This is a genomic window from Paenibacillus sp. DS2015, from assembly GCF_050433705.1.
GTDB lineage: Bacteria > Bacillota > Bacilli > Paenibacillales > Paenibacillaceae > Paenibacillus_AQ.
The window spans coordinates 1-1,767 of the sequence record NZ_JBNPWS010000077.1 but is presented as its reverse complement, the minus strand read 5'-3'; the positions used below and the strand labels follow the sequence as shown (position 1 = coordinate 1,767).

Annotated in this window: 1 protein-coding gene; it reads left to right on the top strand. The window is 44.0% G+C overall.

Translation table 11 applies throughout. The features are described 5' to 3' along the window. The first annotated feature begins 121 nt into the window (after positions 1-121). Positions 122-1,387: an IS110 family transposase gene (locus J2T13_RS26140; protein WP_429375634.1), complete on the top strand. Its 1,266-nt coding sequence runs from the start codon at positions 122-124 to the stop codon at positions 1,385-1,387. Positions 1,388-1,767: the final 380 nt, after the last annotated feature.

Sequence of the window (1,767 nt, the reverse complement as noted above, 5' to 3'; positions counted from 1 at the left end):
CCGTTAGATTCCTGTAGATGGATAAATTTCAGCTTTGTAAAAAAACGAGCGCCTCTGTACGATGGAAGTACGCTACGGGTCAAAAGCCCTTTAATTCCATCATCAAGGAGGACGCTCTACTATGAAGTTTAAATCACAAGATAAGCAAAATCAACTCATTGAAAACATTACCGTTAACCATATTGTTGTAGGTGTAGACATTGCTCAGGAGACCCATGTTGCTAGAGCGGTTAACTTCCGTGGTGTCGCACTCGGTAATCCCTTAGTGTTTAGTAATGACGAAGATGGATTTAAATCCCTCGACCGTTGGATTCGCGATCTGTTAGCCTCATTTAAGTTATCCCAAGTAATCGTTGGTATGGAACCAACTGGTCATTACTGGTTCAGCCTAGCCGGTTGGCTAAAAAACAAAGAAATTGAAGTCGTACTTGTTAATCCTCACCTTGTTAAAAAGAATAAAGAAAACCGCGACAATACACGCTCTAAAAGCGATAGAAAAGATGCTTTAGTTATTGCAGACATGGTGAAAAACGGCTATTACTCCCCTGTCCGTTTCCACTCTTCTGAATACGAGGAACTGCGAGTGCTGATGGCTAACCGAGAAACAGTCGTTAAAAGGCTTGTTAGTGCCGTTAACCAGATTCACCGCTGGGTCGACATTGTCTTCCCTGAGCTGAGACAAGTCTTTAAAATCCTAACTTGTAAGGGTGCATTGTTAACCCTTCGGCTTTTTCCCCTCCCAGCTGAGCTATGTAAACTAAGTCCCGACGATGTAATTAAAGGATGGCAGAAATCAATGAAACGGCATTCTGGTGTGCGCAGAGCCCATCTACTCATCGAGCTTGCCAAGCAAACTGTTGGTTCCAAGCAGGCAACACACGCTTACAAACTTCATCTAGAGCAGCTCCTTGAGGAGCATGATCTAGCAACTAAACAACTACAAAGGATCGAAGAAGAAGCAAAAGACGTTGTTGAACGTATCCCCTATTCGGGCAAAATCCTTGCCATTACTGGAATAAGTGCAATTGCTCTAGCTGGTGTTCTAGGAGAGTCTGGAGATCTTAGAGGTTATGCGCACGGGAACGCTCTACTCCGTCACGCAGGACTTAATTTGACCGAAGCAAGCTCGGGTAAATGGAAGGGACAAATGACGCTCAGTAAGCGTGGGCGTCCACGACTGCGTCACTTTCTCTATTTAATCACGATGTGCATGGTCATGAGCAACCAAGAATTTAAAGCATTACATTACCATAATGTTCAGGTGAAAAAGATTAAAAAGATGAAATCTATTATGAAGTTATGTGGAAAGTTAGCTCGAATTTTAGTAGGAATGACTCGTGGTGATGAAGCCTACAACCCAAATAAAATCTTTGCAGTGGCAGCTTAAAAATAAACATTACCTCACGCAAGTTGGCGTATTCGCAGGATGACAAAGAAAGCACAGAGTATCGGGATACGTTACGCAAAAGGGCTCCGACCCGTTCCGTTAGAAAGACCGACCTCCACCCCTTAGATAGATGTGACGAAGGAATGATAGGGCGCTTGACCCGTTGAGACATGGGAGTGAAAATCGCTAAGGGCACCGTGGAGCATACGTGCAGCACTTGGAATGAATTGGGTGAGTCAACTCCACCTCTGTTCCCGTATGCCTTCTAACGAATGTTCCTAGCAATCCTGGCTCTCTTTAATTCTAATGTCATTTCTAAAGGGATGAAATCCTGCGAATAGACGAGCTTGCGTGAGATAATCAAATCATACCGAGGGAGC